Origin of the sequence: Aquimarina megaterium XH134 (assembly GCF_000520975.1) — a bacterium.
Lineage (GTDB): Bacteria > Bacteroidota > Bacteroidia > Flavobacteriales > Flavobacteriaceae > Aquimarina > Aquimarina megaterium.
Genome location: NZ_JACB01000029.1, coordinates 166511 through 192812 on the forward strand (window position 1 = coordinate 166511; position 26302 = coordinate 192812).

Consider the following 26302-nt stretch of genomic DNA (forward strand, 5'->3'; position numbering starts at 1 on the left):
TTTAATTTATCATTACTGTACTTCCTTTTACCGCAGTAGAACCTCCCGATGAAAGTTCTGCTCCTGCTCCTCCTTCTAATTTTGCATTTGCCCCACCCCCGATCTCGACATTTGCTCCTCCGTCCATCTTAATATCTACAGATGCTTCTAGTTTTATATCTTTTATACTTTTTATTTCGATTCCTTCATTGTTCATTACAATTTTATTTCCATTACTATCCTCTAATGTAATGCTGGTGTCATCATCATCAAGGATGGCTTTATGCCCCCCTGATGTTTCAATTGTAATTACTTTTTTATCATCATCGAACAAAAGTTTTAGTCCTTCTCTGGACAGATATCCTTTTTCATGATTATCATTTGCTGCTTCGTAAGGTGCAGTATGTTTACTACTATGTACTTTTCCGAGGATAACACCATATCTGGGGTCAGAATTTAGAAACCCTGCTATTACCTCATCTCCTATTTCGGGTCGAAAAACCCATCCTCTATTTTCTCCAGCATCTAGTGCACATAATCTCATCCATGCTCCATCATCGCTATCATGTACCATAGGTAACCTTACTTGAATTCTTTCTTCTCCATCTGGGTCTTCTAAATTTGTAACCACCCCTATTTGTAGTCCTTGTGCTGCCGGTAAAAGAGCCGAAGCGAGAGGTTGTTCTATCTCAAATTTCTCTGCAAATCGTTGTGGAGATTCTCCGAACTGAATAAAAGTTTCCCAATTTCCTTTTTCAATATGATGTCTCACGCCAGAAATCATTACTTTCCCTTCAAAACGTTCGCCAATATCCTGTAAATCACACATTCCTCCTGGTTTAGGGGTATGAATACCATCGATTTTAAGCTTACCTCTTATTTTGGAGAGCCGTTGTTTTTTTAATATGCTATTTGCCCAATTCTGAAGCTCTGCCTCAGATAAAGCCATATGTCTTATTTCTAGTTGGTCGTTATCAACAACTCCAGCCAAATCTGTAGCTGATATATTTCCTGCTGCGGGAACCGATGGGTCTTGTGCTTCACTATTGATGGTTTCTTGATTTGCCGGATTCCAACTAATAGATTTTAGTGCTTCATATTGATATCGTGCATCAATTTCGGCATCCAGTTCCTTAATGGTACCTCCATAAGCCAATGTTAGGATTGGTTCCTGATTAAAATCTGGGGCTTTAAACGTTACTTTGGTTCCTTCTTCTGTAGTAATCCAAAATCCATTTTCTTCGGCTCGACAAGCCATAAAATCCCAATCGGTACAATTAAACTGTACAATCTCTTTATGGGTAATTTCTGAAGAATCACTATCTAAACTAAGACCATGATTCCTACAAAGTTGATCTGCAATGTCAGAATCATTTAACTCATGAAAATAGTTATTCTTTAATTTGGTAGTCATCTTAATAGCTTCGTGTCTGCATTCGATAACCAAAACCGAAACACTTTTTCTAACTTTTATACTATGTTTTATGGTGATTCCTTTAAAAACAGTTTCTTCATCATTTTGATATCCCGCTTGGATTTCGATTTGTTTTCCAGGAACCAATTCTTCACTATTACTAGATGTAAACCCTTGCTCTGCAGCCGATCCGTCTTGTAATAAAATTGTTGCTTTAGAAATACTGTTTATTTCTTTCTGTACTACAATACTCATTACTCTAAATTGCTCAGATATTTTGTTGCCATCGAGTAGTATCGTATATGTTGATACCGATTTAGGCTTTGTACTTGGTATGGCATTAACTTCGCTCATGCTACAGGTGTATTTTTCTTAAGTGGTGGAAAAAAGATTTCTGTACCAGGAGAAAGGTTTCTAAAACTCGAAAGCTTGTTTACTTGTGCTACCTGTAAATAATAACCCGAATTCCCATATATTTTATAGCACATCATGGGTAAAGTATCTCCAGCCTTGAGCGTTCGATAATGCGTCATATCGGGAGATTTCTTTTTTTCTTCTGCAGTTCTTAACTTATCATCGACACTACCAATAAATGAAACTTTGCAAATTGCTCGTGTAGGTTTACCATTTGAGTTAAAAAGCTTGAAATTGATATTTAGCCCGGTACATCTACCTTTAAATGTTAGGCTCCCCCATATGATCTGAAAATGCTTAGGTTCATGAATTTCTCCTTCATACTTTAATAGCAAATCTCTAAACTCATTGATGTCATCCTCTATTGACTCTCTTGGGTTGCCATCAATAACTCCTGAACTATCAAATAACAATTCGTAGTTAGCTTCCTTTGGTTTTGTAACGGTAAATTTTTGCTGCGCACTACTAGCTCCCTGTCCTTGCCCATCCTGATACTCTACCTTATAATCTAAAGTGTACGTCTCTGGGTTTAACATGGCGGTATAAGTTTGTTGCTCATTGGGCAGATCAGAGTAATCTGCATTTTTGAATGCAATGATCTTTAATTTTTCTAATTGACCTTTAGCCATTATCTTTCGTTTTTATCTTCAATAATTTTTATAATCTGCTCTACAATATCTTTGGCCATTTTTTCGGGCTGCGGTTTTTTACCCACATCTGTATCAGTCAAAGGAGTACTACTACCATCTCCACCTTCAGACTTTCCTTGATTTACCGATATTTTTACGGTTAGATTTCCTATTTCTAGTGACATATCATCCTTTTTCAATTTCAAAATAATTGTACACGATCTCAAGTGTTTCTACCATGATTGAGTTTTCTGTAGCATTTAAATCACTAATACTCCATTTTCGCGGCCATGCTCTAAAAATTTTCCATGTTAGTAATGCAGTATGATCGCTGTTCAAGAGGCTTATATTCATATCTACAGGTTCAAATTCCTTATTATAAAGTGCGTTTTTGATCCATTTGATAATATCAGAATCGAGTAATAAGCCTCTTTTCAAGGTGAGGTCTGAAAACTTACTTCTCCCCGGGAGTTTATGTTCAAACAGATTTTGGCCTCCTTCTTTAATGTTTTCGACCTCTAACTCCATATTGAGCCCACCGACACTTTGAAAACGAACGTCGTTATCATTGCCGATATTGATAAACTCTACCCTGAAATGAAAACCAACAGGAGGATAGTATCCCCCAGCAGTATGAACACTTTCTTTAGCCACGATTTACAATTAAACGATTAGATTATGGTTTTTGAATCTTCATCCCTTCGTGCGCTACTTCAAGGGTTTCTATAGCAACTTCATTACCATCTGATTTAAGATCACTTGGTTGCCACTTTATCGGAAATGCATTTTTTACATTCCAAGTCATAACGGGTTCATGTCCTTCATCTAATAGCTTAATGGTAATGTCTCTTCGTTCTACCTGATTAAGGCTTATGGTATCGATCCAGTCTGAGAAGTCAAAATTCTCGTTAAAAGTGCCTCGTTTAAAAGTAATGTTACTAAACTTTTGCATCCCAGGCATTTTGATCTTATGAAACTCTGGACTGCTGCCATCTCTATATTCTATGGGTTCAATCTGAACATCTAAACCTGTGACTTCGCTGAAGCCAAATTTACTTCCGCCCCAGTCGACGCTGAAATGAAATTTTGGTAATGGATATGCTGCCATGATTATTGTTTTTTTAATTATGAATTTGTTTATATTTTATGATGCTAACTGGGTTTAAGACTCAGCTAGTTTATGAGAGAATTGAAGTATAATAAACTCTGCAGGTCGTACTACTGCCATTCCTATCTCTACGATCATTCTTCCTTCGAGAATATCCTGAGCAGACATGGTTTTACCCAAACCAACTGCCACATAAAATGCATGTTCTGGCTTAGCTCCTTGTAAAGCGCCTTGTCGCCATAGGTTAGTTAAGAAATTCTCTATCATAGTTTGTACTTTGACCCAGGTGTTAGAATCATTAGGTTCAAATACGAAGGGTTCTGTAGATTTTTTGCAGCTTTCTTCGACCATATTAAAGAAGCGCCTTACACTAATATATCGCCATTCGTTATCATTGCCTGCTAAGGTTCTTGCTCCCCATACTAAACTACCTTTACCAGTAAAGCTTCTGATTGCATTAATCGATTTTCCGGCTACGGCATCTACATTAATATTGGCTTGTTCCTCATGACTAATCATCACCGATGGCGCGCTAATAGAATTTACACTCACATTAGCAGGAGCTTTCCATACCCCTCTTGCATTATCTACTTTGGCATAAATACCCGCAATAGCTCCACTTGGTGGTAACGTATTGATATTTTTCTTAATATGATTAACAATATTACTTATAACCGGGTGTTTTTCATACAAGGCATCTTGGGCTGCTTTTTTATACCCATTTGCTGCACTAGTGATTGCATCTGCATAGGCAATTAGTTTTTCAAACTCACCTAATACAGAATTTGCCACCTGTTTGGCCCTATCTGCATTAGTAGCAGCATCATAGGTTCCTGCTGTAACAGGGTCTACATCTCCAATAGCTTCCCCGAGCCATGCTGGATCAGGCACTGTGGTATATAATGCTTCTGCAGCAGCTTCATTCGCTAAATCATTTAGGGCCAAAACTTCTGCATTCTTATCGATCGCAATAATTCCACCTGCACCACCTCGCCACATATTAACAGATTTTGCATAGGTATTTACATCATTGAGTATTTGACTTGAACCAGCATCTAAAGCGGCGGCGGCTTTTTGAAACTCCATGATTGTATTTCTACAAAAGGTAAATAATGCTTTTAAAGCCGTTTTAGCGGGTCCAGAAGTGGTTTCGGCATCTACAGCTTTTTTATAAACCAGAAACTTTTCTTTTAATGACGGTGGTATATCAACCAATGGAACATTATCATCGAACGCTCCACTACTTTCATTAGCTCTTTTTATGGTAACAACAATATCTATAACCGAATCCCCTTCTTTATTTGCAAGGTCATAGCTATCAATTAAAGATAAGTGTTCACCATCTGAAGAAAGTGCCTTTAAAGAGACATCACCGTTTGAATCATCAATATTATCTTTAAAAGTACTTAAGTCAATTTCTCTGGGATAGGTAGCAACAACCCAAGGTGTATAGGCCGTACCATACTTTAGGTTATTGATTCCTATATTATTCCGAAAATTATCTATCGCGTTATCAAGATCTCCTGTAATATTTTCTTTTAAATCAAATAAACCAACTCTATCCTGTAATTTTGCACATTGCTCCAAAGCCATTTGTTGCAAACTATAGAAGCTTGCATCATCATTACCATCTTTAAGTACATTAGTGGCATCTGGAAACAAAATAATGGTGGGTTCGTCATACTTCTCTAAGGCCTTTACCCCTCCTCTTAATCCAGTAGCAGGAACAGTGTTTTCATCACCATACTCTGGTGCTGTGTCATATTTACCAACAGATACTATGTAGCACTCTCCACCACCATTATCAAAGAACAATCGTAAGCTATCATACATTAAATATCGAACATCATTTCCGATACTTATACTGCTAACAGCAAAATTATTGGTTTCATCAACCACAACCTCTATGTTATCTATTGGGTTATCACCACCAAATAATGCTTTATATTCTAATAGTGAAGAAATACGGGTTGGTTTCATTAGGAGAGAGCCTCCTTGTTTTTCTGCTTTCTGAGTATAACCCACAAAGGCAGGAATTGCCGTTTCTACTTGGGCAACTGAAGGTGGTAGTTTTGGTATTTCCTCAACATAGACACCTGGTGTTTTAAAAACTGTAGCCATAATGTGTGATTTTAATTATTTTATAAATTCAAAAATGTTTCGCTTACTATATATTTATTTTCACCATCCAGGATAGATAAATCCTCATGCCCTGGGATTTCCATTTTCTTCAGTATCTCAGAGTTATTGTAAGTAACAGAGATCGTATCAATTGCCTTTTCATTCATTCTCACAGGTAATTTGCTTCGAAATATATTTGCTCCCAGGTTATCAAATTCGATAGTACCATCATCATCTGTTATGTTAGTTACCTTGTTACTTTTACATACATACTTTAATAAATACTGTGCTGGTGCAAATCGAATCTTATAGTTACGTGTTTCTATTTCTGTATTAGCCGGAGCGATCATATAGAATGTTCCGTCTTCTTTTAGGAATCGGTATTTTTCTGTGCTTGCCAAAGTATCATTATGAATGTCAATTAGCCCCAAATATGGTTTCCAGTCATTTTCTAATCTGAAATACAAGTATTCCTCTTGTGTATTAATAGTTACTTTATAAATCCCTTCTGAAAATGGGATGTTTTCTTGGGTATAGAAATTCAATAAAACGGTTTCTATATTAGCGTTAGTAGGATTTTCGACAGGTCCAATATTGGTGCTCTTTATCTCGATATCAAATTGCTTAGATACCGGATTATATTGATAGTATTTGATTTCAACATTTGCAGATGGAGTATTTAAAACTATTACTTTTTCTGGTCCTGTAAATAGTAATCTTGTTGCAGAGGTTACATAACTTACTTTTTCGAGTTCTCTGAATTGATCAGCATTGTTAAGATCACCTGTATTAGCGTTTATCTTAGTAAGGCATTCATATGCTGTATTAGCACCATTACGTACAATATCATTATATAGATATTCTTGTGTTGCATCAAATACTGGTAATTTTTCATTTAGATATAATACATCTTCAACAGATTTATCATTTCCATCAATAATAGAATTTGCGTTGCTGAAGTATAGTTTTGTATTGTAGGGGTCTTTTAACTCATAATTTGTGATTTTTGTAAAATCATATCCAATAACCTCAAGGAAAAATTGAAGAGTAAAATCATTCGAAATTTTAAGATAAGGTTCGCTACTATCATTATGTTTTACCAGAACATATAATTTGTTCTGAATAAATTTTGAAATCAAGCCAGCTCCCTGAAGTATTTTTTGTGTTGATACAGTTGGTACAATACGTAGCAACTGGGGTTTGGTCACAGAAAAATAATCATGTTCTATTTCTATAGTAAATAAAGGAGTATACTTCATTTCTTTACCTAATTTTGGACGTTATTCCTTAAATTCTGGCTAGTATTACTGGCCGTATACTTTAAAATGATAATCGAATTTTGGGGCAAATTCTATATGTATTCAGGTTACTTTAGTGCTCCTGCAATTGCACTTTTTTTCGTTTGTATTTCGGTAATTAGACTACCTTCTATTTTGTTATCTTTATCTGAAATCGGAATCAATTTCATTTTATACAGCACAGAGGGTAAATACTTTCCACCAAGAGTGCTCCACAGGTGGTTGATTTGTTCGAAATTCATGGTATACAATTCTATATGTAATTTCATGATATCTGCATCAAGAGAGGGAAATTTGGGTACGGTAAAAAAATTGTTACTTTGAAAACATTGTATAACACTCGAAATCCTGCTTAAAGCCGTTGTATAGGTTAAATTAGCCGAAAACAACACATATAGATTAACTAATATCTCGGGATTACTTCTAATTACTTTATCACCCTGTCTATATATACCATCAGGGTTTTTTGATATCCTATCCTCTTCTATATTAACCAGTGTAATGACAATACCAGAACCTCCTTCTTCATCAGTAGTGTCCCCTCCTTCTACAATCTTGGCGATATTACCAAGTGCAGCATATTTTTCTGTGGATGGACCAAGAATTCCTTGAAAATATTGATTAGTCCTGTCTTCAATAAAAGACATAGCTTTACCGATCATAATAAATAAGATAAAATGTGAAAATTAAATGGGGTAATATTTTTTAAAAAAACATTCAATAAAGTGAAGTTCAATCTCTACAAATTATTGATATTCTTTACTCTGTACTGTTATTTTTTAATAGGTGATTATGGTTTTAAAAGCTTATAGTTATTTACTATTTCTTGAGGTCATTACGTATTCTACAATTCCTTTTTTAGGTTTCATAAAACACTATTATTTATCACAGATTGAAATTACTATTTAAGAGGGTCAGCATCAAGGGGTAAATCCCCCTAAACAACAGGAGCAAATACCTGAATATATCATTCGAATGATAATCATTATCCAAATATTTAGCTTTATTAGTTTATTTTTTATATGGAATTATTCCATATAAAAAAGGAATTATTCCATAAATAAATTTTACCTTTATACCTCAAATCATCCATTGTAATGAAGATAAAAAAGCACATAAAAGGTAGAGGAGCTCAAGAAAAAGTTCATAATAGATTTTTTGAACTGCATCATGAAACAAGAGATGATTTTCTTAATTATTGTCTTGACCAGGGAGAATCGATCAATAAATATCAAACTACTTATATAGAAACGTTTCCAAAAACGATTGTGAACAAAGTTACCAGCCCTGATGTTGGCATGCTATATTCTCTCAATCCATATCAAGGTTGTGAGCATGGTTGTGTATATTGTTATGCTAGAAATTCTCATGAATACTGGGGTTATGGTGCTGGATTAGATTTTGAAAGTAAAATTTTGGTTAAAAAGAATGCTCCTGAATTATTAGAGAAAAAGTTGCGAAATAAAAAATGGAAAGCATATCCTATTTCACTTTCTGGAAATACAGATTGCTATCAACCTATTGAAAAAAAACTTGAAATCACCCGTAAACTTCTTGAAATTTTTCTAAAATACAGGCACCCTGTTGGTATCATCACTAAGAATGCTTTAATCCTTAGAGATTTGGATCTTCTCTCTGAATTATCTAAACATAGTCTGGTAGCGGTATACCTCTCTATCACTACATTAAAAGAAGATACACGAAGAATCCTTGAACCAAGAACCACAAGTATAAAAAAACGATTAGAAACTCTAGAAAAACTAAATGCATCTGGGATTCCTACGAATGTGATGATGGCACCAATAATTCCTTCAGTTAATAGTCACGAAATATTGCCATTAGCCAAAGAAATTTCAAAGCATGGTGCAAAAAGTATTGGGTATACAATCGTAAGATTAAATGGAGCAATCGGAAAAATATTCATTAAATGGTTAGAAAACACCTTACCAGATCGTAAAGATAAAATCCTACATCAAATCATGCAGTGTCATGAAGGCAATCTAAATGATAGTGCTTTTGGAAGAAGAATGAGAGGCTCGGGTAATATGGCAGATCAAATCCACCAGTTATTTACTATAGCGAGACAAAAATACTTCTCTCAAGAGCAAAGGATACATTTAAATTGCGATCTACATCAATTTTATAAAGATGAGCAGTTACGACTTTTCTAATCAAGATTTCCCTTCCCATTCTTGATAGAACTGTTCTAGAAACTGTTCCATAAATTGATGTCGTTCTACTGCCAATTTTCTTCCGGTTTTAGTGTTCATTCTATCTTTAAGCAGTAATAATTTTTCGTAGAAATGATTAATAGTAGGTGATGTTGAAGATTTATATTCTTCTTTACTCATCTTTAGGTTTGGAGCAATTTCTGGATCATACAGAGTTCTGTTTTTAAACCCTCCATAGTTAAAACATCTTGCTATTCCTATAGCTCCAATGGCGTCTAAACGGTCTGCATCTTGTATAACATCTAGTTCGGGAGATCTAAATTTTTGATCTATATTTCCTCCTTTGAAAGAAATATTTTTGATGATCTTAACGACATGATTGATAACTGTTGGTTCTACCTGCAGGTTTTCTAAAAAGTCTGCAGCTATTTTTGGACCTATAGTTTCATCACCATCATAAAATTTTGAATCTGCAATATCATGAAGTAATGCACCCAGAGAGACTACAAAAAAATCAACCTCTTCTTCTTTAGAAATTAATTGAGCGTTCTTAAAAACCCTTTGGATATGAAACCAGTCATGTCCTCCCTCTGCTCCATTAAGCGTATCCTTTACAAAATCAATAGTTTTAGATATAATCTGATCTTCAATCATACCCAATACTATTTATTTTGCCATTGCTGGTTGTACCCACTTAAATTCAAAAATTTCTTCTGGGATAACCAATCGCTCACTAATACGCTGCATTCTGGCAGGCAATTTCATTAAAAAGTCACGTGCTCTTTCTGCTTCATCGGTAAGATCAATTATCTTGTCAATTTCCCATCGATCGATAAGACGTTGCATGATATCGATATAATCTTGTGAGGTATATACTCCGATACGTTGTGCAGACCACGAAAAATCTTCGAAAGCAGTTCCTATAGATTGGCCAGATTCTCTAAGTAAATGTGCAGGCATAACAATCTTTTTCTTCATCATATCACTAAATGCAATCATCATCTGACTTGGATCTACCTCAAAAATGCTTCTTACAAACTCACTATATGCATTATGATGACGCATCTCATCTCCTGCAATAATTTTACACATCTTAGACAATGATTTATTAGAGTATTGTCTAGCTAATTTTGCAACTCTGTTATGAGAAATATAGGTTGCCAATTCTTGAAAACTAGTATATACAAAGTTTTTATAAGGATCTCTATCTGTACCTATATCAAAACCATCGTTAATTAAGTGTTGCGTAGTTCTTTCTACTTCAATCATATTCACTCGACCCGACAAATAGAGATATTTATTCAATACATCTCCATGTCTATTTTCTTCACCTGTCCAATAACGTACCCACTTGGCCCAACCATTATCTTTCCCATTTTCATGTTGATTGATTCCCTCTACATCCATTAACCAGGATTCGTAAGTAGGTAAAGCTTCTTCAGTAATAGTATCTCCAACCAATACTACCCAAAAATCATAAGGGAGTTCTTTAGCCAATTCTCTTAATTCTTTTACTTCTTCAAAAAAAGTATCTTCATTTTGTGAATCTGGTAAAAAATCAGTTGGTTGCCATATCTTATCTACCGGAATCAAGAATTTATCTATAAAACCATCTACTTTCTTTTCTAGTAGCTGCATTACCTCTAATCTAATATTATCTAAAGCCATTATGGTTGATGTTACGTTCTGATTGCTAAAGTAACCCTTTCTTCTATTTTATCTAATAATATTTCGGGTTCTTTGTTAATTGTTATTGGTTCTTGTACTTCTAATGTCATATGGATTCCTATTCCCATAGGGAAATTACCAAATCTAACCAGCTTCCAGCTATTATTTATAGTTACTGGCACTATCAAAGCTTCTGGAGCATTCTTAAATAAGATTTTTAGCCCTGTTGGAGCAAACGATTTAGGTTTTCCATCTCTACTACGTGTTCCTTCGGGGAAAATAACCGCAGAAAAATTATTTTTTGCTACAAATTTTCCAAATTTTGATAATGCCGGAATTGATTGTTTTGGGTTTTTCCTATCAATTAAAACATTACCTCCATGACGTAAATTAAAAGATATACTTGGTATGCCCTTACCTAGCTCAATCTTAGAAATAAATTTTGGTTTATGTTTTCGTAAATACCAAGATATCAAAGGTATATCAAACATGCTTTGGTGATTCGACACCACGATTAAAGGTTGATTCTGAGGTAAAGCATATTGGTTTTTAAAACTAAATGTTACTCCCAAAATGTGTAAACATCGTAATAAACATAGATTCATAATATTTACAACTCCTCTATGTCCTTTGGATCCCCCTAATTTTATGCCTAGCCATTGTAGCCCATGAAAAATCACCAGGGTCAAACCAAAAAACAAATAGAAAACTATAGAAAGCGGATAACTTAATATCTTTTTTATTGCCCCCATTTTATCTGTATAATTAATAAAATTTAATTTGTGTAAAGGTATTAAAAGGTCTTATATTATGTGAGCAAATCAATAGATTTGTCAAAATAAAAACCGCCTGCAATGGCAAACGGTTTAAATTTATTTTTAACGTATACGCTTTACTTTTTTAGCAATGTTCGTTATAAGCATCTTTAAGGTTTTCTGCTATCATTTCTGCAGGGCGTCCTTCGATATGATGACGCTCTAGCATATGAACTAATTCTCCATTTCTAAACAATGCCATAGAAGGTGATGATGGAGGAAACGGGATCATGTAACTACGTGCTTTATCAGTCGCTTCTCTATCTACTCCTGCAAAAACGGTAACCAAATTATCTGGCTTTTTATCATTCTCTAATGACGCTCTTGCTCCCGGACGAGCATTTGCAGCAGCACAACCGCACACCGAATTTACAACTACCAAAGTAGTTCCTTCTTTAGCTATTGCCGTTTCTACTGCCTCTTCTGTATGTAATTCTTCAAAACCAATACTTGTAAGATCTTCTCTCATTGGTTTTACTAAATCTGCTGGATACATATTTTTATCTTTTATTTTCGTGTTTCAATTTTATGCAAAGTTACAAATTATGTACCACATAAGAACAACTGACAAGTAGTCTGAAAATTCGATTATGATTTATGAATAAAACCTAATTGTTGATGTTATAATTTTTCTGTTTATATATTATTTAAAAACCTGAAGCTCCTTTTAACCCATATAGAGAATTAATCAATAAGATTTAATATCATAATCTATTTCGTAACAAATAAAGAATATCACTTACTAATATAATAGAGAACTAAAAAATTATCTTTTAATAATTAGTTTATCTTTACAACCCAAAAAAATGTTTTGAATGATTAAATGGTTTGCTGCTATATTAGGCTATATATTTTTCAGATTACCAGGAGCAGTTCTAGGTTTTATATTAGGTAGTCTACTCGATGCGACAAAAATCAAAACCAGTGGTGGATTTAAAACAGTATTTTCTCAAGAACCAGAAGTAACTCCAGCCGATTTTGAGCTTAATTTACTCTCGTTGTCTTCTATTGTTATTAAAGCAGACGGAAGAGTAAACCAAACAGAACTTGATTATGTAAGACGTTATTTTGTAAGTGCTTACGGCAAAGAGCGAGCTAATGCTACTTTTAGAACATTTAATGAAATTATCAAAAACAGACATGTTTCTGCACAACGTGTTTGTTTGTATATCAATCAACATACCCGATACCCATCTAGATTACAGATTCTACACTTTTTATTTGGAATTGCAAATGCTGATGGAAGAGTAAGTATCTCTGAAGCTGAAGAGATTCAGAAAATAGCGGGGTTTTTACGAATAAATTTTAAAGATTTCGAGAGTATTAAAGCTATGTTTTTCAAAACTGGAGATCATGCTTATAAAATTCTGGAAATTGATAAAACTGCTACCGATGCCGAAGTAAAAAAAGCATTTAGAACTATGGCAAAAAAATATCATCCCGATAAAGTACAGCATATGGATGAGATTCATATCAAAGGTGCCGAAACCAAATTTAGAGAGGTACAAAAAGCATATGATCAGATTAAAAAAGAGCGAGGGATTGTCTAGTTAATTTTTAAGCATGTTGTTTTATTTCTATCTAAGTTGTAAAGCAAATCTAATTTAAGCTTCTAATGCTAATAACAAAGTACCTCCTGTAGCCTCATTTCCATCATAATCTTCATTGTAATAGAATGAAACAGGATAATTAATATTTAGTTCTGCTAAATTTTCTTTCGTAAAATATTTCTGTACAGCTCTTTTCATAAAATCTTCTGTAAGACGAGATATGAAATAGTACGTTGTTTCGAGTAATTGATGATATTTTGAATCATAGTCATAGTTTTCAATTATGCCTTCATCTTCAAAACGCATGCCTCCCTCTCCTGTAAAATTAAATATTTCCTCAAACTCATCTATTGTCATTACCTCTTCAGCTGGATCATAATTCGAGGGTTCTCCATTTTCATTTTGATGAGCAAATAATGTAATCATTCCATGAGGTTCGCTTATTCTAAAATCAAACACATTAATAGTTACTTCTTTGAATTCTGAATTAAGATTAAGCGTATCTAAAAAGGTGCTAAATGTATTGTGAGTACTTTCCTCATTGCAAAATAATTGCATAATATTATTTAGATTATCAAAAATATAAGACTCAAATTCAATTTTAATTTCTTCTATATCAACACTCTCATAAAGTTCCTGAATTAATGACCTCTGCTTCAAATAGTAGATCTTTTCTTCGTCTGAAAATAATGTAGAGTTATTAAACACTTCACTTAAAGGTTTTGACATTTATAGTTGTTTTTATTGTTAATAGTTATTCCAGCGGGATGCTTTTCTGGGTTATCATCTGTTCTATAAACGTATCGCCTATAGTATGTTTTTCTTCGGATCTTATTAGTTCACTGGTATAACTCCCTTATTTTTTATTATTTCATCTAATATTGTTGCCGAATTACCTTTTTCTTTAGCTTTTTGTACATAGTTTAATGCTTCTTCTGGCTGCTTCATTTTATAATACACTTCGCCAATATTTGCATAGTACATGGCATCAGAAGGATTAGCAAGTGCTGCTTTTTTAAAATATGCCAGAGATTCTTCAAGTTTATTTTTTTCATCGAGTGCACAGCCACTTAAATTGTATAAACTTGCAATTGCTACTTTATCATGTACTGCTTTTTCTTCAAAATCTTTGCGCTGTTCTAAATAGATATCGATTCCTTCTGTTAACCACAATAATCGAGCTTTGAAATAATGTGCCTGACCATAATTGGGATCAATAGACAATACAAGATCTCCTTTGGTTTTTGCAGCTTCAAAATCCTTATTCTGAAGTGCATTCCAAGCTTCTTGTAATATTGCTTGTTTACCATTTCTCTTCAAAAAGGAAATATCCTTATCATCAAAAAGATCTGCATGTTTTTCAATTACATCAATCAACGGTAAAATAGCAGAAGCGATTTCGGGATGATCTTCCATAAGTTGAAACATAGAATAATGGATGAGATAAATAGCCATTTTTCGATCGGCATCATACGATTTTTTGGGTTGTATAACCGTCTCACGTAAACGTGAGGTCAATTTATTAACAAACAGGTTTTTATCTTCCTGGAATAGTATTGCAAAAAAATGATACCAAGAATTTTTATATAATTCTGGTTTTTCATTTTCGGGCCATACTGTCCCTTTTTCATCATCCAGATTTTTCAATATTTTCTGTACAGTCAACCTACGAAGAAGTGTGGCTAAAAACTCCTCTCTCAACAAGTGAGAGTCCTTTTTATCCTCTTTTTTGAAATCTCCGTTTTGTTCATAAGTGTACTTATAGCGTTCTGCTTCATTACAAATTTTTTCAGAAAACTCATCCTGTCCTAGTTTTGCTAATATGGTGACAATACTAATAATACTTTCTCTTAATTGATATTCTACCTCATCACTTTCATTATAAGTGGTATAGGCTTTAATAAGCTTTTCTTTGAAAGGCAGAAAGCAAGAAGGAGGCAATGCAGATAAATTTATACCATTACTGTTGGTTCCTCCAAGATACATGTAATGATTAAAATTTAATTCGGTTGTTAACAAATAATCAATATATGCATGTATACTTGGATGATCATATTTTTTTAATCGAATCGCAATTTTTGTTGCTAATTTATCTTCGATATCATTTAACAAGGCAGTTTCAAGTACAGATCTTACTTCTTTATCATTCTCAAAATCTTCAAAAATCTCATAATCATTATCAGCAAAAATGCTTAAATATTCGGGATCATTTATAACAACAGAGCCTTCTAAATCTTCAGGAATCGGCTTGCCATATTTAACACCATTCAAAAGAACTTTTTTCACCAAACCTTTGTCTGCCTTTGCACTAAATATCCAAAGAGCATAATCTTTAATTTGCTTTCTTTTTTCTACATCTTTCCCTTGTGTAATATCATCATTAAAAATTTCAATAAACTGTTCCAGAGTGGCTGGTTCAGCAATTTTTCCTGCTAGCTTCCTAAATAAGTCAATATTATAAACCGAAAGAATCTCGGCAACATTTGTGTCTGTCTCTTGATTTTTCTTTGATTCCTTTTTCTTTTGCTTGTCTTTGATAATTGATCTAACCGGATTCCAGGGATTATTAGGGAATGATAAAAACGAAGTCGAATTGTCAATAGAAATCATCACTGTTTTGGCGGCTTTCTTTTTAAAATTCTCTTTTTCTACGATAGAATTGATGATGGCTTGCAGATCGTAAGTGATATCATGTACTTTTGGATCATAGGTAATGTTTTGAGTCTCAGACAAAAAACCGGACACAGAAAATGAGGTAGTTGTAACCGTATCAACCCCATAAGGATTTTCGTTTACTGCAAAACTGCTACAAGGATGAATTTCAAATTGGACAGCATAGAAATGTGGATTCCAGCCTACAATTAATTTTCCAATATTCATTTCTGCTTTTTTCTCACAGTAATGCGCTACAGTATTAAGCATCATTTCTGCCAATTCGTCTTGAATAGAATAGGTTTCTTTTTTCTCTACTATTTTCTTTTGTTTTTCAAATATATAGATCTCATCTTGGCTAAATGACATTAATGTATTGTCTATAAATACATTGCATATATTAGAATAAACCATTTCTGGATATTCTTTTGTTTCTGATAAGCAATCCATCCATTTTGCTGAAACTAATTTACCATCAACATTCACTAGCTGTTTTAGTAGAACATTTCCATCCCCAACAATTACATTATCCGGAATCTTGCCTGTAAAATCGTAAACTGGAGCGATCGCATCTTTACTAGAAGAATCATCTTGATTTACATGAACAAAAACCGGGTTTTTTGGGTCTTTGATATCGATAACATCTCCACCTACCAAATGTTGATCAATTATCTTGAAGTAATGGTTTTCGCCTGTCTTAAAACTCACTATTTCGGAAGCGATTTTTGGTTGGCTCGGTTCACTAACATCTAATATCAGAAGTGAACCCCAGTCTAAAAACAACAAACCATCCTTTGCCGTTGCGCCACCCTGACTGCCAACATAATATTCTGACAACAGTAACTTAGCCGGTGTTTGTTTCAGGTCATAAATTTCGAGATGTTGCTGATTTACGGCATAAAGCATACCTTGATCAACAGCCGCACAAGAATAGCCAGGATTACTATTTTGGTTTTTAATAGTTTGGGTCAATTCAAATTTATGATCACTAATATCAAAACATAAAATACCTTCTTCTTCGATAGGAACATAAAGTGTATTGTTTTCTACAAATACATCCTTAATCTCTGCAGTCGTACCAAAGGTGTACGAATCTAATTTATTCCACTCATAGGCTTTGGTTAATTTCGCAATAAAAATTTCCTGATCGGCGTATATGATAAAAACAGATTCGGATAAAGGCTGAATCCAGTAGATTTCATCAATGCTTATTTCATTTGTTTTAATGTAGTGTTCATCAAATTCATTTAGTTGAGTGGTACGAATTTCACTATCCGGACTGCGAAATTCTTTGGCTTTCAATTCAGCTATAAATTGCTTTTTTTCTTCCTTCTTTTTATACCAGCGAGTTACTTCATTTTTGATACAGGTACTACCTTTGAATTCAAAATTTACAAGCGTTAATAAATTACCATAGTCCAGATCGATTTCTCTGAAAAAATGAATCGCTTTATCTTCATTTCCTTTTTGTAAATACAGTTTTGTTAAAGCAAATGCCGGATTGTATTTAGAGGTTCTATTTTTCCTTTCTTCGAACAGATTCAAACAATCTTTTTCGATAACCTCCAATTTATCTGGATTTCCTACATGTGTTTTAATATCATACAACCAACTGGACAATTCTACTTCTTTTCGACCCGAATCATCTTCGATAGTATTATAGTAAAGATCAAATTCTTTTTTATCATTAAGGAAATAGCAAGATTCGAGAATATAGTGCATATCGTATTTTGAGAGGTTTTTGATCTCTGACAAAATCGTAATCACTTTCTTGAAATCCCCTTTTTCGAAATAGGTTGATGCTAATCCTAATTTGAGTTTGCTGTACTCGTTATGATCGGGAGGGAACTGTTTTAGTAAAACTTCTACAGCCTCTGTGCCATAAGTAAATAAGTGTCGTTTTTGCTTAGAAGACAGCTTCTGATTATTTTCAATAAATACTTTAATCCAGTTTTCAACTTCAGATTTTTTTTCGAGTGGATTAGGAACAAAATCCTTATCTAATATTTTCTCGGGAAATCGCTCAATAATTTTTTTAAATTCACTAAACAATAACTCGTATGATAAATCTCCCCGATCTTCCTTGGTATGCCCTGCACTCAATTCCCAATCTTCAAACTCATCATCCATTCGAAAGACAATTTCATCTGGATTATCCTTAGGTGTCGAATAAATGTATTTAACATGTTCCATGTCAATGGTGTACACATTGCTCTCTTTTTTCAAACTATCATCTAATTTATTCCCCTTGGGATAAAAAAGTGTACACCCATTTTCATTGAATTTTAAATATGGATAGGTTAACTTTATATCTGGAAGGCTTAACTTGACATTATGAAAAGGCCCTGCGCCGTTTGCATGTGTAAAAGCAGCAACATAATTATACTCTTCATAATCATGCATCATATTGTTGAGTACAATTCCTACTACATGTTTAAACTTATCTGCAAAGTATTGAGTAGCTAAGGTCCTGGCAGCTTTAATTGTTTGAGAGAATAGTGCTTGTCGTAAGCAAATCAAATAACTTTTATACGCAGGATCTGAAATGTGATCAAACGTAAGTTTCTGTTTTACATCACTGTATTTTTGGATATACTTACTTGCCGGTGCACTATATTTGTCTAGATTCTTACCAAGTCCCTCATCTGCCAAATCCAACCACATGCTGATATCAATTGACCCAATAGGACTATCATTGGTCGTTAATGAGAAGAAGTTTTCCCACTCTTTTGAATGATAAATTTCTAACGCATCAAAAGATGAGTTAGGATGAATAATGATCATTCTAATTTCCTTAGCATTAATCTGCTCTTGTTCAATAGCGTTATCAATTATTGTTTTGAGTTCTGTAGCTATATGTTTTGTTATATTGAGTGTTGTCATGATTGCTGAATTATTTTTTAATGATTGCGTATTATTTTACCGATTACAAATAGTTATCTAATTACAGGGTTCTGCTGTAATACCGGTAAATTTTCCACTATTAATTACTTTAGCCACTTTCTCATTAACTATGATTTCAAGATGTGATTCGGCAAGTCTGAACATAGACAATCCTTTTACTTTTTCTTCATCAATTTTTATTTTATGAAAGTAATATCCATTACCAAAAGGTAAATGTTCTGATGATTCTAGATCGACGCAAGAAACAAGTCCTATTATATTTACAAGAGCATATTTAAAGTTTAGCACTTCTCCTGTAAATGCATCTTCTATTTCTACAGGAAAGATTTGTAAATTATCAACTCCTGCATCTCTCAACGCATTAACTAATGCTGGGGTCATTAAGGAAGATTCACTATAATAATCTACTAGCCTTTCTTCTATAGAAGGTTGTATATATTCTCCTTCAAAATCAGGATCATATTGATCATAACCCGATTCTTCTCCTGCAAACATTTTAATTTTAAAAGGGAGTTCTATTTTCTTTTCATCAATAGAAACACCACTGGTATGATATATTTCTCGATGTGAATCACGTTTCATCATAATATTCTTACCTTCATCAGGCGAAATAATTCTATAATATGCCATGCTTTATCTTTACTGGAAATATCATTGATTATTATCTAGCACATAAACCCTCTTAGATTTTAGGTAGATAATTCTTTTTGTTTAAGATTCTCTTTGCCATTTTCTTGTTGGGATTAGATTAACCCCTTTTATGTTATGCTCTTTTAATACATTAGCTACTTTTTCATGAATAAAAATCCCTCCTCCTACTCCTCGCGAGATCTCTTTGCGAAAAATCAAGGCTCCATTTGTCTTTTTGGGATCAATTAATGAACCCGCAAATTCATAAAAATCTTCTCCTAATGGTAATGTATCTGATTCACTTTTTCTTGTACAAGAAACTAATCCTAGAATATTAAAAACAATATAGTCTTCTCGTACTTCATTTGTGTTTTTATTGATAAATTGAAATGGTAATACCTGAATATTATCTACACCACAATCCTGAAGAACAGTATACATTTTCTTGCTCATGATACACTGCGTTTCAAAAAATTCCCAAAGATGGTCCTCTCCAGTTTCTCTAATTAAACCGCTCAGGCCATTTTTTTCTATAGTATCATTTCCCATAATATTAAGGAGAGGGTGATGATCTGGTTCATCATATGTATACACATACGGCAAATCTTCATAATCTTCATCAATTTTACGACCTCTAGTCAAACTATCCTGCGTTCGATTTATGGATTCGACATAAGTGGTCATCGCTCCCGGGTTACATAAACAATAATACATACTCATATTTATTTGCATAAAGTATCATATAAATTATGGTAATTCATTTACCATATCAACACTTATAATTAACCTTCCAAAAATAGTTTTTATAGTAAAAATATACTTCACTGTTTTCAGGGGTTTATAAACCGAAATTATGATTTTATCTATGTACTCGTTTTTAAAAAAACAAATGATATTAATTTAGTTTAAAAACTCGCCTGTACAGCACTTTTAGAAAATTTCCAGCAGGAAGGCTTGTAGTAATTTTAATGTCTTCTAATAGCGTAGTTTCTTCGTCTAAAAATTTTAGAATCTTTGTGCTCTTATTTTTTTGAAATAATCTGGAAAACAAATTCGAACCTATTCTGTTTTCTGTATACAAAACATCCAGAAATAGTAAATCGTAGTACCAGAACTTCGTTCTTTTGCTAAATTTTGAAAGATCTGTATTACTTTTAAGGTAAGAGATAAGGGTATTTATTTTTTTAAGAGATATATTAAATGTATATCCTGTACTGGGTTTTGTCCAGCCTCCAGCTGTACCAATATGCAATATATTTTTAGAATTATGCTTTCTAAATTCATAGCAAGTCATTGGGATACATCCTTTTTCTTTTTCGATAACCTCATACTCATCGATTCCTTTCTCTCTTACGTATCTCGTTATTTCATTTTCATATTCTTTCTCTTCCAAAAGATCTTCAGAAAATAAGGTGTATTCAAACAATGCTTCGGTTTCAGAAATAGGTAGCACATACATGAATCGGGTATTGTTTTTCTGAGCAACTGTAAAATCCATAAAAGTAGCTGTTTTAATATCAAATAGAGGGCTTTGTGTTTTTACAAACCATCCTACAAAATGTTGATTCAAAACAGGGTATCGACTTTGATTTTTGTACTCTTTGGATAACACGACACTATTAAAAACTTTATCCGCAAGATGTATTCGAGTGTTGGTTTCAACTCTAACTATGTTTCCTTCATCAGTTAAAGAAATGATTTCCTCCTGCGAGATGGTGATGTTAGATTTTTCTTTTAAAATTCTAAAAATGAAATCATAAAAATCTTTACTTCTCACAAGCTTATACTGATAAGGCAAGATATTTATTTGTTTTGAAAAATGAGTGCTTCCAAAATAGATAGTATCCCAATTTTTACTTACGATTTCATCCCAAACACCTATACCTTTTTCCCAAAAACACCAGGTGCGATCATTCTGATTCTTTAGTTCCTTATCAATTAGCAAAATTTGCTTTTCATCAAAAAAAGGGTCTAAAACCATATGATAAGCCAGCATCAAACCCGAAGCTCCTAAACCAGAAATTATGTAATCGTACTTTTGCATATATTTGATAGTCAAATATAAAATGAAAATTCAGCAATATGACTATATCATTAAGTATTTAGGTTTATTTCTTATACATCTTTCTTATCAATCATCTTTAATCATGAAATGACCATTTTATTTGTGATTCCCATAGAATAACTACATATCGATAGATAAAAACCATTGATCTATAGTAATTTCCTTCTCATCGGCATAGTGCCTTCTACAATATAAATCATGATTACTTTTAAGGCATAAACCTAAAAAACACCTATTATGAAAACTGGAATTATTATTCCCTGCCACAATGAAGAAAAGAGATTAGATGTAACTGCTTTTCTTAATTTCATACAAAAAAAGAGCAATATACATTTATGCTTTATAAATGATGGAAGTGATGATAATACTATAGATATATTAAAAGATATTCAATCCAATAATCCTCTTCAAACCAGTGTTATTGATGTTAAAAAGAATTCTGGTAAAGCTGCTGCAGTGCGAACTGGTGCCAAATACTTAAACAGTAGAGAAGACATTAAATGTATAGAAATACTCCTTTGATAACAGTTTTTTAAACTTTTTAAAATAGAGTTTGGTTAACTTTCCTTTTCTTTGCCAAATGATTTCTAACAAGATAAAAGCTCATTTGGCTCTATTGAGCGTTAATATTATATATGGAGCAAATTATCTTGTCGCAAAAGGATTGATGCCTGATAAAATTGAAGCTTCTGCATTGGTATTTCTTCGAATCAGCGGTGCGGGCTCATTATTCTTAATCCTTAAACTCTTTATTAAAGAACAAGTAGCAAGAAAAGATATTCCTCGCTTAGCATTATGTGGCTTTTTGGGAGTCGCTACCAATCAGTTCTTCTCTATGAATGGATTAAGTCTTACTTCTCCCGTTGACGCTGCAATTATTATTACCGCAATGCCTATTTTTACAGTAATTATTAGTTATTTCTTGCTTAAAGAGCCTTTAACATTACAGCGTATTCTTGGGATATCAATAGGAGGTACTGGTGCCGTTTTATTAATTTATTTAGGAAATTCTGGCCTAGGAACTGGCTCCTTGCTAGGAAATATTTTTGTATGTATTAATGCCTTGGCGTTTGCATTCTATTTGGTAATTGTAAAACCACTAATGTCTAAATATAAACCTATTACTGTAATTGTTTGGACGTTTTTATTTGGATTTATATTTATGTTTCCGTTTTGTATAGAAAAACTGATTCATACCGATTTTAGCACTTTTGTTACTTCAAATTGGGTTTCTTTATTTTATGTTGTGGTGGGTCCAACTTTTTTGGCATACTTGCTTAATATGTTTGCTTTACAATTTGTAAAACCTACCGTTTCTAGTAGCTATATTTATGTACAACCCGCAGTTGCTATGATTCTTGTGGGTGTTATTTCATATTTTGTTATAAATAGTCAATATAAAGGCGATATCACAATACCAAAATTATTATGTTGTATTTTGATTTTTTGTGGGGTATATCTTATTAGTAGTGGCCCTTTAAAGTGGTTTAAAAAATCAAATTCCTAATGACAACCACAACCTGTACTACCACAAGATTTAGATGATTTTTTCTTTGTAGAAGATATTGAGGATTTCCAAAAGAATTTTTTAATCAAAAATCCTATTGCTCCAGCAAAAATCAAAAGCACGATTATATTTTGGATAAGAATACTCATAGTATATATAGTCGTATAAAGATACTAAAACTAATGTTTTTATTTTAAAATTTGATATACAATTAAAGCTACACCGTAAGCAAAGATACTCATAAAAACAAGCTGAACCGTCGGCCATTTCCAGCTATTAGTTTCTCGTTTCACTATAGCCAAAGTACTCATACATTGCATGGCAAAGGCATAAAATAATAATAATGAGATACCACTAGCTAAATTAAACAATGGTCCTCCTGTTACCTGATTAACCTCTGCTGCCATTCTATTTTTTATTGTTTCTTCTTCATCGCTCCCCACACTGTATATCGTTGCTAACGTTCCTACAAAAACTTCTCTAGCAGCAAAAGAACTAATAATTCCTATTCCTATTTTCCAGTCATAACCCAAAGGAGCCACCACAGGTTCTATTGCTTTACCTGCATATCCGATAAAGGAATATTCTAGTTTATAAGATGCTATTTTGTTATCTAATTCTTCTTGCAAAAGGTTAGGATGAAGTTCTGTTATAATTTCTTCGGCATTACTAAAATTTTCATTAGGTCCAAAACTCGCTAAAACCCATAAGATGATAGAGATTGCCAAAATGATTTTTCCAGCTCCAAAAACAAAAGCTTTTGTTTTTTCGATTACATTTATTGCTACATTTTTAAATAGTGGGACTTTATATCCCGGCATTTCGATTACAAAATAAGATTTGCTTTTGATTTTTAATATCTTGTTAAGTAACCACGCCGATCCTACCGCAGTACCAAAGCCGAGAAAATACAACAACATTAAAGTAAGACTTTGGTAACCAAATATCCAGCCTATTTTTTCATCTGGAATAACCAATGAGATAATAATAAGATATACCGGTAATCTTGCAGCACATGTGGTAAAAGGCACGACAAGAATCGTGATTAATCTTTCTTTCCAGTTTTCGATATTTCTTGTAGCCATTACTGCCGGAATAGCGCAGGCAGTACCAGAAACTAAAGGAACTACACTTTTACCACTTAATCCAAACTTGCGCATCACTCTATCCATAAGAAAAACTACGCGACTCATATAACCACTTTCTTCTAATATGGAAATAAAGAGAAATAAAAATGCGATTTGAGGAATAAAAATAATAATCCCTCCTAACCCAGGAATAATACCCTCTGTAATCAAATCGACAAAAGGTCCAGATGGCAGAGAGGCTTTTGTTACTTCACTTAACCAAGCAAAAGCTTCATCTATTAAGTCCATTGGGTAAGATGACCAATCATAAATGGCCTGAAATATCAATAAGAGTATTGCTAAGAAAATAACATATCCCCAAAACTTATGGGTAAGTATCCTATCCATCTTTGCCCGCATTCCTGTAGCAGCTTTTTCATCTATGGTAAGACCTTTTTTAAGCACATTATTAATAAATTGATACCGCTTAATGGTCTCTTTTTGCTGTAATCTTTTTAATTCACTTTCAGATTTTATCTTAAAATCAGGTGAAACAACTATTTCTTGCTTATCAACTTTCCTGAAATTAACATCTTGAGTTATAATCAACCAAAGTTTATATAAAGATTGATCAGGAAATGCTTTTTGTAATCTACCAAAATAATCTGGTGCAAAAGACAATGCATCAAAACAAGGTGTTTTTGATAATGATGTATATGATTCTATTAACTTTTTAAGCTCATCGATCCCTTCTCCTTTACGAGCACTTACCAAAGCTATTTTGGTATTTAGCTCTTTTTCTAATAGTGGAATATCTAATGAAATCCCCTTTCTACGCATACGATCTGCCATGTTAATGACCAAAATAGTAGGAATATCCAGATCTTTAATTTGTGTAAAAAGAAGTAAATTTCGTTTAAGGTTTTCTACATCGCTTACTACGACAGCTACATCGGGATAATCTTTGCCTTTTTTATTAAGTAGCAATTCGATCACTACATTTTCATCTAATGAAGAAGCATTAAGGCTATAAGTACCGGGTAAATCCATAATGTGAGCCTTAACTCCACGAGATAATTTACACACTCCTTCTTTTTTCTCGACAGTAATACCTGGATAATTACCAACCTGTTGATTAAGGCCAGTAAGCAAATTAAAAACTGATGTTTTTCCGGTATTTGGGTTTCCTATAAGTGAAACTTTAATTTGCTTAGCCATAAAAAGAATTGCTATTTAAATAATTTGAACTTCAATTTGGGCTGCAATTTCTTTACGGATGGCAAGATGGCTACCATTTATATTAAGATACATTGGACATTTAAAAGGAGCCGTCTGAAGTAATTCGACCTCATTTCCTGGTAAACATCCCATTTCTAATAATTTTAGAGGAATAATATCTGAAGTAATCTCCTTAATCAAAGCACGCTGACCTCTCTTAAGTGTAGCAATTGTAGTCTTCAAAGTTTATTTAGATTAATTTTAAACTAAGCAAAAATAGTGTAAAAAATCGTATTGAAAAAGCCAAAGTTTCAAAATAAAGGTAATAAAAACCATATCTCTGGGAAATTCTTGGTTATTTACCTTCATTCTTTAAAATAGCAATATCTTCTATCAACCGATCAATATCTTCTGGATTGGTCCCATCATAAAATCCCCGAATACGTTTCTTTTTATCTACTAAAATAAAGTTCTCTGTATGTACCATATCATATGGCCCTCCATCTCCATCAGATTTTGCTGCCAAATAGGATTTACGTGCCAAATCATAGATCTGTTTTTTATCCCCGGTAACCAAATTCCATTTAACATCATCCACTCCTTTTTCGATAGCATATTTTTTTAACCTCGCAACACTATCTATTGTTGGAGTTACAGAATGCGAGAGTAAAAGCACATCGCCATCATCTCTTAAGCGTTCCTGTACCTCCTTCATATGCCCTGTCATAATAGGACAAATTGTTTGGCAAGTAGTAAAGAAAAAGTCTGCCACATAAATCTTATCCTCATAATTTTTCTGGGTTACTTCTTCTCCATTTTGATTGGTTAGTTTAAAATCCGGAATTTTATGATATTTGCGAATATACTGCACTGTACTATCTACCAATTCTGTATTCACCATATCAGGTTCATACACTGGTAAAACTCGATTGGGTTTAAGAATTGAATATATTATGGAAATAATAATTGCAGATAATACAAAAAGTACAATTGCAAAAAATTTATATTTAGAAAAAAACTGAAGCATAGTGACTTATTATTCCTGCAAAATTACAAGGATTATCACTTATAAAAAGGTCATTTTCATTAAAA

General features: G+C 33.2%; 24 protein-coding genes. 4 read left to right on the forward strand and 20 right to left on the reverse strand.

The window, feature by feature from the left end; translation table 11 throughout:
• Position 1: 1 nt before the first annotated feature.
• The 8 genes from vgrG to Z053_RS0115085 all read right to left on the reverse strand — a co-directional run bounded on the left by vgrG (position 2) and on the right by Z053_RS0115085 (position 7625).
• Entirely contained in the window at positions 2–1747 is a 1746-nt protein-coding gene (gene vgrG, locus Z053_RS0115050) for a type VI secretion system tip protein VgrG (protein WP_025665837.1), read from the reverse strand.
• A complete protein-coding gene (locus Z053_RS0115055; protein WP_025665838.1) occupies positions 1744–2436 on the reverse strand; it encodes a CIS tube protein in 693 nt (230 codons plus the stop codon). The genes vgrG and Z053_RS0115055 overlap by 4 nt, the downstream gene beginning before the upstream one ends.
• Complete coding sequence (locus tag Z053_RS0115060; protein ID WP_025665839.1) at positions 2436–2621, reverse strand: DUF5908 family protein; 186 nt, start codon at positions 2619–2621, stop codon at positions 2436–2438. The genes Z053_RS0115055 and Z053_RS0115060 overlap by 1 nt, the downstream gene beginning before the upstream one ends.
• 1 nt (position 2622) lies before the next feature.
• Positions 2623–3090 carry a phage tail protein gene (locus tag Z053_RS0115065; protein ID WP_025665840.1) on the reverse strand — a complete coding sequence of 156 codons (468 nt, stop codon included), beginning with the start codon at positions 3088–3090 and terminating at the stop codon, positions 2623–2625.
• 22 nt (positions 3091–3112) lie between these two features.
• A complete protein-coding gene (locus Z053_RS0115070; protein WP_025665841.1) occupies positions 3113–3544 on the reverse strand; it encodes a phage tail protein in 432 nt (143 codons plus the stop codon).
• 54 nt (positions 3545–3598) lie between these two features.
• The gene (locus Z053_RS31945; protein ID WP_025665842.1) at positions 3599–5665 is read right to left on the reverse strand and encodes a phage tail sheath family protein; all 2067 of its coding nucleotides are present in this window, start codon (positions 5663–5665) and stop codon (positions 3599–3601) included.
• Positions 5666–5685: 20 nt separating this feature from the next.
• On the reverse strand, positions 5686–6924 hold the full coding sequence (locus Z053_RS0115080) for a hypothetical protein (protein WP_025665843.1): 1239 nt from the start codon (positions 6922–6924) through the stop codon (positions 5686–5688).
• Positions 6925–7031: 107 nt separating this feature from the next.
• Positions 7032–7625, reverse strand: a complete 594-nt coding sequence (locus tag Z053_RS0115085) for a DUF4255 domain-containing protein (RefSeq protein WP_025665844.1) — start codon at positions 7623–7625, stop codon at positions 7032–7034.
• A gap of 435 nt (positions 7626–8060) precedes the next feature.
• Between Z053_RS0115085 and Z053_RS0115090 the strand changes: the two genes are divergently transcribed.
• Positions 8061–9134 (forward strand): PA0069 family radical SAM protein, encoded by a 1074-nt coding sequence (locus Z053_RS0115090; protein WP_025665845.1) that lies wholly within the window; start codon positions 8061–8063, stop codon positions 9132–9134.
• Here the strand turns inward: Z053_RS0115090 and Z053_RS0115095 are convergent, their stop codons facing one another.
• The 4 genes from Z053_RS0115095 to Z053_RS0115110 all read right to left on the reverse strand — a co-directional run bounded on the left by Z053_RS0115095 (position 9135) and on the right by Z053_RS0115110 (position 12113).
• Entirely contained in the window at positions 9135–9788 is a 654-nt protein-coding gene (locus Z053_RS0115095) for an HD domain-containing protein (RefSeq protein ID WP_025665846.1), read from the reverse strand. It abuts the gene before it with no gap.
• 12 nt (positions 9789–9800) lie between these two features.
• Entirely contained in the window at positions 9801–10802 is a 1002-nt protein-coding gene (locus tag Z053_RS0115100; protein ID WP_025665847.1) for an acyl-ACP desaturase, read from the reverse strand.
• Between the two features lie 11 nt (positions 10803–10813).
• Positions 10814–11554, reverse strand: coding sequence for a lysophospholipid acyltransferase family protein (locus tag Z053_RS0115105; protein WP_231389252.1), 741 nt, complete (start codon positions 11552–11554; stop codon positions 10814–10816).
• A 148-nt stretch (positions 11555–11702) separates the two neighbouring features.
• Complete coding sequence (locus Z053_RS0115110; protein ID WP_025665849.1) at positions 11703–12113, reverse strand: BrxA/BrxB family bacilliredoxin; 411 nt, start codon at positions 12111–12113, stop codon at positions 11703–11705.
• 319 nt (positions 12114–12432) lie between these two features.
• On the opposite strand from Z053_RS0115110, the gene Z053_RS0115115 reads away from it, so the two are divergent.
• Positions 12433–13167 (forward strand): TerB family tellurite resistance protein, encoded by a 735-nt coding sequence (locus tag Z053_RS0115115; protein ID WP_025665850.1) that lies wholly within the window; start codon positions 12433–12435, stop codon positions 13165–13167.
• 54 nt (positions 13168–13221) lie between these two features.
• Here Z053_RS0115115 and Z053_RS0115120 read toward each other — a convergent pair whose 3' ends face one another.
• The 5 genes from Z053_RS0115120 to Z053_RS0115140 form a co-directional block, all read right to left on the reverse strand.
• Positions 13222–13896, reverse strand: a complete 675-nt coding sequence (locus Z053_RS0115120; RefSeq protein WP_025665851.1) for a hypothetical protein — start codon at positions 13894–13896, stop codon at positions 13222–13224.
• Positions 13897–14001: 105 nt separating this feature from the next.
• Positions 14002–18702, reverse strand: a complete 4701-nt coding sequence (locus Z053_RS0115125) for a tetratricopeptide repeat protein (RefSeq protein WP_025665852.1) — start codon at positions 18700–18702, stop codon at positions 14002–14004.
• A gap of 57 nt (positions 18703–18759) precedes the next feature.
• Positions 18760–19353 carry an imm11 family protein gene (locus tag Z053_RS30220; RefSeq protein WP_025665853.1) on the reverse strand — a complete coding sequence of 198 codons (594 nt, stop codon included), beginning with the start codon at positions 19351–19353 and terminating at the stop codon, positions 18760–18762.
• An 81-nt stretch (positions 19354–19434) separates the two neighbouring features.
• Positions 19435–20067: an imm11 family protein gene (locus Z053_RS0115135; RefSeq protein WP_152538319.1), complete on the reverse strand. Its 633-nt coding sequence runs from the start codon at positions 20065–20067 to the stop codon at positions 19435–19437.
• Between the two features lie 181 nt (positions 20068–20248).
• Entirely contained in the window at positions 20249–21397 is a 1149-nt protein-coding gene (locus Z053_RS0115140) for a lycopene cyclase family protein (RefSeq protein ID WP_025665855.1), read from the reverse strand.
• A 258-nt stretch (positions 21398–21655) separates the two neighbouring features.
• On the opposite strand from Z053_RS0115140, the gene Z053_RS0115145 reads away from it, so the two are divergent.
• Positions 21656–21940 carry a glycosyltransferase gene (locus Z053_RS0115145; protein ID WP_025665856.1) on the forward strand — a complete coding sequence of 95 codons (285 nt, stop codon included), beginning with the start codon at positions 21656–21658 and terminating at the stop codon, positions 21938–21940.
• Between the two features lie 58 nt (positions 21941–21998).
• The gene (locus Z053_RS0115150; protein ID WP_051476070.1) at positions 21999–22925 is read left to right on the forward strand and encodes a DMT family transporter; all 927 of its coding nucleotides are present in this window, start codon (positions 21999–22001) and stop codon (positions 22923–22925) included.
• A gap of 188 nt (positions 22926–23113) precedes the next feature.
• Here Z053_RS0115150 and feoB read toward each other — a convergent pair whose 3' ends face one another.
• The 3 genes from feoB to Z053_RS0115170 all read right to left on the reverse strand — a co-directional run bounded on the left by feoB (position 23114) and on the right by Z053_RS0115170 (position 26237).
• A complete protein-coding gene (feoB, locus tag Z053_RS0115160; protein ID WP_025665858.1) occupies positions 23114–25210 on the reverse strand; it encodes a ferrous iron transport protein B in 2097 nt (698 codons plus the stop codon).
• 15 nt (positions 25211–25225) lie between these two features.
• On the reverse strand, positions 25226–25453 hold the full coding sequence (locus Z053_RS0115165; RefSeq protein WP_024769991.1) for a FeoA family protein: 228 nt from the start codon (positions 25451–25453) through the stop codon (positions 25226–25228).
• A 112-nt stretch (positions 25454–25565) separates the two neighbouring features.
• The gene (locus Z053_RS0115170; RefSeq protein ID WP_025665859.1) at positions 25566–26237 is read right to left on the reverse strand and encodes an SCO family protein; all 672 of its coding nucleotides are present in this window, start codon (positions 26235–26237) and stop codon (positions 25566–25568) included.
• Between the last annotated feature and the right edge of the window lie 65 nt (positions 26238–26302).

What these genes read in the sequence shown, in the direction of transcription:
- vgrG (WP_025665837.1), bottom strand. Translation starts at nt 1,747, where the DNA reads ATGAGCGAAGTTAATGCCATACCAAGTACAAAGCCTAAATCGGTATCA.
- Z053_RS0115140 (WP_025665855.1), bottom strand. Translation starts at nt 21,397, where the DNA reads ATGCAAAAGTACGATTACATAATTTCTGGTTTAGGAGCTTCGGGTTTG.
- Z053_RS0115070 (WP_025665841.1), bottom strand. Translation starts at nt 3,544, where the DNA reads ATGGCAGCATATCCATTACCAAAATTTCATTTCAGCGTCGACTGGGGC.
- Z053_RS0115150 (WP_051476070.1), top strand. Translation starts at nt 21,999, where the DNA reads ATGATTTCTAACAAGATAAAAGCTCATTTGGCTCTATTGAGCGTTAAT.
- Z053_RS0115090 (WP_025665845.1), top strand. Translation starts at nt 8,061, where the DNA reads ATGAAGATAAAAAAGCACATAAAAGGTAGAGGAGCTCAAGAAAAAGTT.
- Z053_RS0115120 (WP_025665851.1), bottom strand. Translation starts at nt 13,896, where the DNA reads ATGTCAAAACCTTTAAGTGAAGTGTTTAATAACTCTACATTATTTTCA.
- Z053_RS0115170 (WP_025665859.1), bottom strand. Translation starts at nt 26,237, where the DNA reads ATGCTTCAGTTTTTTTCTAAATATAAATTTTTTGCAATTGTACTTTTT.
- Z053_RS0115095 (WP_025665846.1), bottom strand. Translation starts at nt 9,788, where the DNA reads ATGATTGAAGATCAGATTATATCTAAAACTATTGATTTTGTAAAGGAT.
- Z053_RS0115115 (WP_025665850.1), top strand. Translation starts at nt 12,433, where the DNA reads ATGATTAAATGGTTTGCTGCTATATTAGGCTATATATTTTTCAGATTA.
- Z053_RS31945 (WP_025665842.1), bottom strand. Translation starts at nt 5,665, where the DNA reads ATGGCTACAGTTTTTAAAACACCAGGTGTCTATGTTGAGGAAATACCA.
- Z053_RS0115080 (WP_025665843.1), bottom strand. Translation starts at nt 6,924, where the DNA reads ATGAAGTATACTCCTTTATTTACTATAGAAATAGAACATGATTATTTT.
- Z053_RS30220 (WP_025665853.1), bottom strand. Translation starts at nt 19,353, where the DNA reads ATGGCATATTATAGAATTATTTCGCCTGATGAAGGTAAGAATATTATG.
- Z053_RS0115060 (WP_025665839.1), bottom strand. Translation starts at nt 2,621, where the DNA reads ATGTCACTAGAAATAGGAAATCTAACCGTAAAAATATCGGTAAATCAA.
- Z053_RS0115135 (WP_152538319.1), bottom strand. Translation starts at nt 20,067, where the DNA reads ATGTATTATTGTTTATGTAACCCGGGAGCGATGACCACTTATGTCGAA.
- Z053_RS0115105 (WP_231389252.1), bottom strand. Translation starts at nt 11,554, where the DNA reads ATGGGGGCAATAAAAAAGATATTAAGTTATCCGCTTTCTATAGTTTTC.
- Z053_RS0115085 (WP_025665844.1), bottom strand. Translation starts at nt 7,625, where the DNA reads ATGATCGGTAAAGCTATGTCTTTTATTGAAGACAGGACTAATCAATAT.
- Z053_RS0115055 (WP_025665838.1), bottom strand. Translation starts at nt 2,436, where the DNA reads ATGGCTAAAGGTCAATTAGAAAAATTAAAGATCATTGCATTCAAAAAT.
- Z053_RS0115110 (WP_025665849.1), bottom strand. Translation starts at nt 12,113, where the DNA reads ATGTATCCAGCAGATTTAGTAAAACCAATGAGAGAAGATCTTACAAGT.
- feoB (WP_025665858.1), bottom strand. Translation starts at nt 25,210, where the DNA reads ATGGCTAAGCAAATTAAAGTTTCACTTATAGGAAACCCAAATACCGGA.
- Z053_RS0115125 (WP_025665852.1), bottom strand. Translation starts at nt 18,702, where the DNA reads ATGACAACACTCAATATAACAAAACATATAGCTACAGAACTCAAAACA.
- Z053_RS0115100 (WP_025665847.1), bottom strand. Translation starts at nt 10,802, where the DNA reads ATGGCTTTAGATAATATTAGATTAGAGGTAATGCAGCTACTAGAAAAG.
- Z053_RS0115145 (WP_025665856.1), top strand. Translation starts at nt 21,656, where the DNA reads ATGAAAACTGGAATTATTATTCCCTGCCACAATGAAGAAAAGAGATTA.